Here is a 5,676-nt window from a genome sequence, read left to right on the forward strand (position 1 = left end):
TCGCCCACGAGAGCGGCATTCACCAGGACGGGATGCTGAAGGACCGCGGCACCTACGAGATCATGACGCCGGAGTCGGTCGGGCAGGCGCAGTCGAACCTGGTGATGGGCAAGCACTCGGGCCGCCATGCCTTCCGCGAGAAGCTGAAGGCCCTCGGCTACGAGCTGGGCCAGAACGCCCTGAACGAGGCCTTCCAGCGGTTCAAGGACCTGGCCGACAAGAAGAAGCACGTCTTCGACGACGACCTGGTCGCCCTGGTCGACGACGCCCTGGCCAGCCAGGCGGACCGCATCCAGGTTAAGCACCTGCGGGTGATCGCCGGCACCGAGGGGCCGCAGCAGGCCTTCCTGACCGTCACCATTGACGGCGAGGAAAAGAGCGCCAACGCCACCGGCGATGGTCCGGTGGACGCGGTCTTCAACGCCATCCACCAGGTGATGCCGCACGACGCCACCCTGCGCCTGTTCCAGGTCCATGCGGTGACGGAGGGGACGGACGCTCAGGCCCAGGTCTCCGTCCGGCTGGAGGACGATGGCCGCATCGCCACCGGCCAGGCCGCCGACACCGACACCCTGACGGCGTCGGCCAAGGCCTATGTCAACGCACTGAACAACCTTATCGCCCGCAAGGAAAAGAGCGCGCCGGAAGCCCGGGTGGCGAGCGGTTTCTGAGCCTCGGGGTCCCCGTCCCGTCCGAAGGGCGGGGGCGCCTCGCGTTGACTTCCCCACCCTGACGGCTCCGCCGTCTGGCCCTCCCCCTGAGGGGAGGGAGGAAAGGGCTTCCGATGCTTTGGGTTTTGCTGGCCGGCGTCGCCGCGCCGCTGCAGGTAGCGCGCAACGCCACCCAGCGCGGGCTGGTCGCCGACGCCGGGCCGTGGGGGGCGACGCTGGTCCGCTTCCTGTTCGGCCTGCCGTTCACACTGCTGATCCTGGCCGTCGTCTACGCCCTGACGCCGGATGCGGCGCCGCACCTGTCGGCGCGGTTCTGGATCGCGATCGCGTCCGGAGCGATCGCCCAGATCGTCGGCACCGCAGCCCTGCTGGTCGCAATGCGCCGGTCGGGCTTTGCGGTCGCCACCCTGCTGCAGCAGTCGGCCCTGCCGCTGGCGGCGGTGTTCGGCTGGGCGGTGGCGGGCGATCATCTGAGCGCTACCGCCTGGGGCGGCGTCGCGGTGGCCAGCGCCGGGCTGGTGGTGCTGTCTTGGCCAAAGCCGGGCGAGCTCTCGCATGGCCTGAGCGGCGGGCTGCTCGGCCTGGCGGCCGGGTTCACCTTCGCGATCTCGTTCAACGGCTATCGGCAGGCCGGCGTCGCCCTCGACCCCGCCCATCCCATCTATTCGGCGACCGCCAGCCTCGTCATCGCCCAGACGTTGCAGTCGGCGGCGATGTGCGCCGTGCTGCTGGCGGTGCAGCCGGCGGCCCTGCGGGCGGTGGCGACGTCCTGGCGACGGTCGTTGACGGCAGGGGTGTTCGGGTCGGCGGCGTCGGCCTGCTGGTTCGCGGCCCTGGCGCTGGCGCCGGCGGCGCAGGTGCGGGCCGTGGGGCTGGTCGAAGGGCCGGTGGCGGCGGCGGTGGGGCGCCGGTTGTTCCGCGAGAGCCTCAGCCTGCGCCAATGGCTCGGCGGAGCGCTGACGGCGACCGGCGTCTGCCTCTGCATCCTGGGGTAGGCGGGCGCCTCTCGATCAATTGAGACTTTCGGCAGCTTGGCTTGAGGTCGGCCTGGCCTTATCAGGCGCCCATGAGCTCCAGGCGCGCCGTCCTGCAGTCAAGCCTCGCCGCCCTGGTTGCGCCAAGCGCGGCCTCGGCGCAGGCAGTCCCGACGGTGGCCGCCGCGTCCGACCTCTTCGAAGCCCTGCCGCCGGTCGCCGCCGCGTTCCGCGAGGCCACCGGCCGCCAGGTGCGGTTGAGTTTCGGCCCGACCGAGGCGTTCGCGCGGCAGATCGAGCGGGGCGTCGGCGGCTACCAGCTGTTCCTGGCCGCGGACGAGGCCTACGTCGGCCGCCTGCAACGGCTCGGCAAGGCGCAGGACGCAGGCGCGCTCTACGGCGTCGGGCGGATCGGGCTGTTCACCCCGGCCGGATCGAAGGTGCGCGGCGACGGGCGCCTGCGCGACCTGCCGTCGGCGATCCGGGACGGCCGGCTCGGCCGGCTCTTGATCCTCAATCCCGCCGCCGATCCCTACGGCCGCGCGACGCGCGAGGCGCTGATGCGGACGCAGGCCTGGATGCCGATGCAGCGTCAGCTCGTCCTGGCCGAAACCTTGCCGCAGGCGGCGCAACTGGCGATCTCCGGGACGGTGCAGGCGGCGATCCTGCCCCAGACACTGGCCCGGACGCCGAAGGTGCGGACGGCCGGCGGCTTCAGCCTCATTCCCGAGGAGTGGCATCCGCCGCTGCGCCAGCGGGCGGTGCTGCTGAAGGGGGCCGGGCCGACGGCGGAGGCCTTCTACCGCTACCTTCGCTCGCCAGTCGCGCGCGAGATCCTGATCGGCTGGGGCTTTACCCTGCCAGGAGGCCGCTGACCGCTGCAGTCATCCCGACGGTGACAGCGATATATAGGGCGGCTACATAACCAGCATGACCGCCGGGACCCTGACCGCCGCCTTGTCCTTCGCCCGCGATGGCTCGCGCGCCGGGACCGAGCGGATGGCGCTGCTGGAAGCCATCGGCGAGCTCGGCTCGATCCGCGCGGCCGCCGCCCGGCTGGGCCTCAGCTACAAGGGCGCCTGGGACGCCGTGAAGGCGCTGAATAACCTGTTCGACGCGCCGCTGGTCGTCGCCCGGGCGGGCGGCGCGCAGGGCGGGGCCGCGGAACTGACGCCGCGCGGCCAGGCGGCGCTGGCGGCGTTCAAGCGGATCGAGGCCGATCTCGCCGAGGCGGTCGGGCGGCTGGAGCATAACCTTGCCGGCGACGACGATCTTCGCCCGTTTCTTTGGAGCCTGGGCATGCGGACAAGCGCGCGCAACGTCCTTCGCGGCGTCGTCGCCGAGGTGAGGGAAGGGGAGGTCAGCGCGGAGGTCACGCTGACGGTCGGAGCGGGGGCGCAGATCACGGCGATCATCACTCGGGAGAGCCTGCGCGAACTCGGCCTGGCGGTCGGCAAGCCGGCCCTGGCGCTGATCAAGTCGAGCTTCGTGGTGCTGGCCAAGGGCGAGGGGCTGGTCACCTCGGCCCGCAACCAGCTGGCGGGACGGGTGTCGCGGCGCGAGGACGGAGCGGTGAGCAGCGAGATCGACGTCGAGATCGCCGACGGCAAAACCCTCACCGCCAGCGTGACGCGGGCCAGCGCCGAGGCGATGGAGCTCTCGCCTGGGGCGGCGGTGACGGCGCTGGTCAAGGCGCCGCACGTCATCCTGGCGGTGGAGTAGGCGATGCTGCGTCGGCACATGCTGGCGGCGCTCATCGCGCTCCTGTCGTCGCCGGCCATCGCGCAGGAGGCGCCGGTCGTCGCCGCAGCCTCGGACCTGCAATCGGCGCTTCCAGAGATCGCCGCGGCGTTCCAGAAGCGAACCGGCCTGACCGTGCGGCTGACGTTCGCGGCCTCCGGCGCCCTGACCCAGCAGATCCAGAACGGCGCGCCCTATCAGGTCTTTCTGTCGGCCGACGAGGACTACGTGCGTCGCCTGCTGGCGGCGGGGCGGACGGAGGGCGAGGGACGGCTCTATGCGGTCGGGCGGCTGGGGATCTTTGCGCCGCGCGGCTCGTCGCTGAAGGCGGACCCGGGCCTCCGGGACCTCAAGGCGGCGGTGCGCGACGGGCGGGTGACACGGTTCGCCATCGCCAATCCGGACCACGCCCCCTATGGCCGGGCGGCGCGGGAGGCCTTGCAGACGGCCGGCCTGTGGGAGGCGATCCGGCCGCGGCTGGTGCTGGGCGAGAACGTTTCCCAGGCGGGGCAGTTCGCCGTGTCGGGCTCGGCTCAGGGCGGTCTCATTCCGCTGTCGCTGGCTTCGACGCCCCAGGTCAAGGCGGCCGGGACGTTCGCATTGCTGCCCGCCGCCATGCACAAGCCGCTGCGCCAGCGGGCCGTGGTGCTGAAGGGCGCGCGGCCGACCGCGCGGGCGTTTTACGACTTCCTCGGCGGGGCCGAAGCGCGGGCGGTGCTGGCCCGGTATGGCTTCACCCTGCCCGGACCCCAGAGGAGCCGCTGAGGCGTGGACTGGGAGGCGTTCCGCGTTTCGCTGAAACTCGCCGGCTGGACCGCGCTGGTGTTGCTGCCGCTCGGCCTCGTGCTCGCGCGCGGACTGGCGTTCCGGCGGGTTCCGGCCAAGGGCCTGTGGGAAGCGCTGATCGCCGCGCCGCTGGTGCTGCCGCCGACCGTGCTGGGCTTTTACCTGCTGACCGCCATGGGCGCGAACGGGGCCGTGGGGCAGGCGTGGGCGGCCTTGGCGGGGCGGCCGCTGGCGTTCAGCTTCGAGGGCCTGCTGGCGGCCTCGGTGATCGTCAACCTGCCGTTCGCGGTGCAGCCGATGCAGCGGGCGCTGGAAGCCCTGCCGACGGACGTGCGGCAGGCGGCGTGGGTCAGCGGGTTGTCGCCGTGGTCGACGTTCTGGCGGATCGAGCTGCCGCTGGCCTGGCCGGGCGTGCTGTCGGCCTTCGCCCTGACCTTCGCCCATACGCTCGGCGAATTCGGGGTCGTGCTGATGGTCGGCGGCTCGATCCCCGGCGAGACGCGGACGCTGGCGCTGTCGATCTACGACCGGGTGCAGGGCTTCGACCATGCGGCGGCCGGGGCGATGAGCGCGGCCCTGCTGGCGTTCTCGGCCCTCACCCTGGCGGTGGTCTACGGGCTGGGTGGCCGGGTGGGACGGCGCCATGGCTGACGGGCTCGACCTGACGCTGCGCCAGGTCGGGCCGATCCCGCTCGATCTGGCGCTGACCTGCGCGCCCGGGGAAGTGCTTGGGCTGGTCGGACCCTCCGGGGCCGGCAAGACGACCGTGCTGCGCGCCATCGCCGGGCTGACCAGGGCCAGGAGCGGCCACATCGCCTGTGGCGGCGAGACCTGGTTCGACGGCGCAAGCGGCCTGCACCTCGCGCCGCATCGCCGCCGCGTCGGGCTGGTATTCCAGGAACACGCCCTGTTTCCGCACCTTTCGGCCCTGGCCAACGTCGCCGCCGCCCTCGGCCACCTGCCGCGCGCGGTGCGCGCCGGACGCGCGGCGGAGCTGCTGCGGCGAGTGCATCTGGAGGGCCTGGAGCATCGCCGGCCCAACGCCTTGTCCGGCGGCCAGCGGCAGCGGGTGGCCATCGCCCGGGCGCTGGCGCGCGACCCCGCCGTCCTGTTGCTCGACGAGCCGTTCTCCGCCGTCGATCGCCGGACGCGCACGCGGCTGCACGCAGAGCTCGCCGCCCTGCGCGCCGACCTCGTGATCCCGATGTTGCTGGTGAGCCACGACCTGGACGAAGTCAGCCGGCTGTCCGACCGCGTGGCGCTGCTCGACCACGGCCATTTGCGGCTTGTCGGGCCGCCGACGGAGGTTCTCGACGACCCGGTTGCGCGCGAGCTCGTCTGGGGCGACGCGCCCACGGCGCACAAGCGTGGCGATTCCTAGGCCAAACGGCGCAGTTTCCCACTCGCGCGACGCGAGAGCGCACGAACCGCTTTCCTTCTTGAATTCGACAGGTGCGCAGGGCAGAGGGGAGACGAACCTGCCAGCAAAGCAGTGCGACTCAGCG

Annotated in this window: 7 protein-coding genes; all 7 read left to right on the forward strand. The window is 72.4% G+C overall.

Annotated features, from left to right (window positions below; translation table 11 throughout):
* Window positions 1–671 (forward strand): alpha-isopropylmalate synthase regulatory domain-containing protein (locus ACILRF_RS13890; protein ID WP_395673881.1); only part of this gene is annotated, 671 nt, incomplete at its 5' end.
* 113 nt (window positions 672–784) lie between these two features.
* Window positions 785–1,666 carry a DMT family transporter gene (locus ACILRF_RS13895; RefSeq protein WP_395673883.1) on the forward strand — a complete coding sequence of 294 codons (882 nt, stop codon included), beginning with the start codon at window positions 785–787 and terminating at the stop codon, window positions 1,664–1,666.
* 71 nt (window positions 1,667–1,737) lie between these two features.
* Complete coding sequence (gene modA / locus ACILRF_RS13900) at window positions 1,738–2,520, forward strand: molybdate ABC transporter substrate-binding protein (protein ID WP_395673885.1); 783 nt, start codon at window positions 1,738–1,740, stop codon at window positions 2,518–2,520.
* A gap of 55 nt (window positions 2,521–2,575) precedes the next feature.
* Complete coding sequence (locus tag ACILRF_RS13905) at window positions 2,576–3,367, forward strand: TOBE domain-containing protein (RefSeq protein ID WP_395673887.1); 792 nt, start codon at window positions 2,576–2,578, stop codon at window positions 3,365–3,367.
* Window positions 3,368–3,370: 3 nt separating this feature from the next.
* Entirely contained in the window at window positions 3,371–4,150 is a 780-nt protein-coding gene (modA, locus tag ACILRF_RS13910) for a molybdate ABC transporter substrate-binding protein (protein WP_395673889.1), read from the forward strand.
* 3 nt (window positions 4,151–4,153) lie between these two features.
* Window positions 4,154–4,822, forward strand: coding sequence for a molybdate ABC transporter permease subunit (gene modB / locus ACILRF_RS13915; RefSeq protein ID WP_395673891.1), 669 nt, complete (start codon window positions 4,154–4,156; stop codon window positions 4,820–4,822).
* Window positions 4,815–5,552 carry an ABC transporter ATP-binding protein gene (locus ACILRF_RS13920; RefSeq protein ID WP_395673893.1) on the forward strand — a complete coding sequence of 246 codons (738 nt, stop codon included), beginning with the start codon at window positions 4,815–4,817 and terminating at the stop codon, window positions 5,550–5,552. The genes modB and ACILRF_RS13920 overlap by 8 nt, the downstream gene beginning before the upstream one ends.
* The last annotated feature ends 124 nt before the right edge of the window (window positions 5,553–5,676 follow it).

The sequence above is a fragment of the Phenylobacterium sp. genome, assembly GCF_044236515.1.
Taxonomy (GTDB): Bacteria; Pseudomonadota; Alphaproteobacteria; order Caulobacterales; family Caulobacteraceae; genus Phenylobacterium.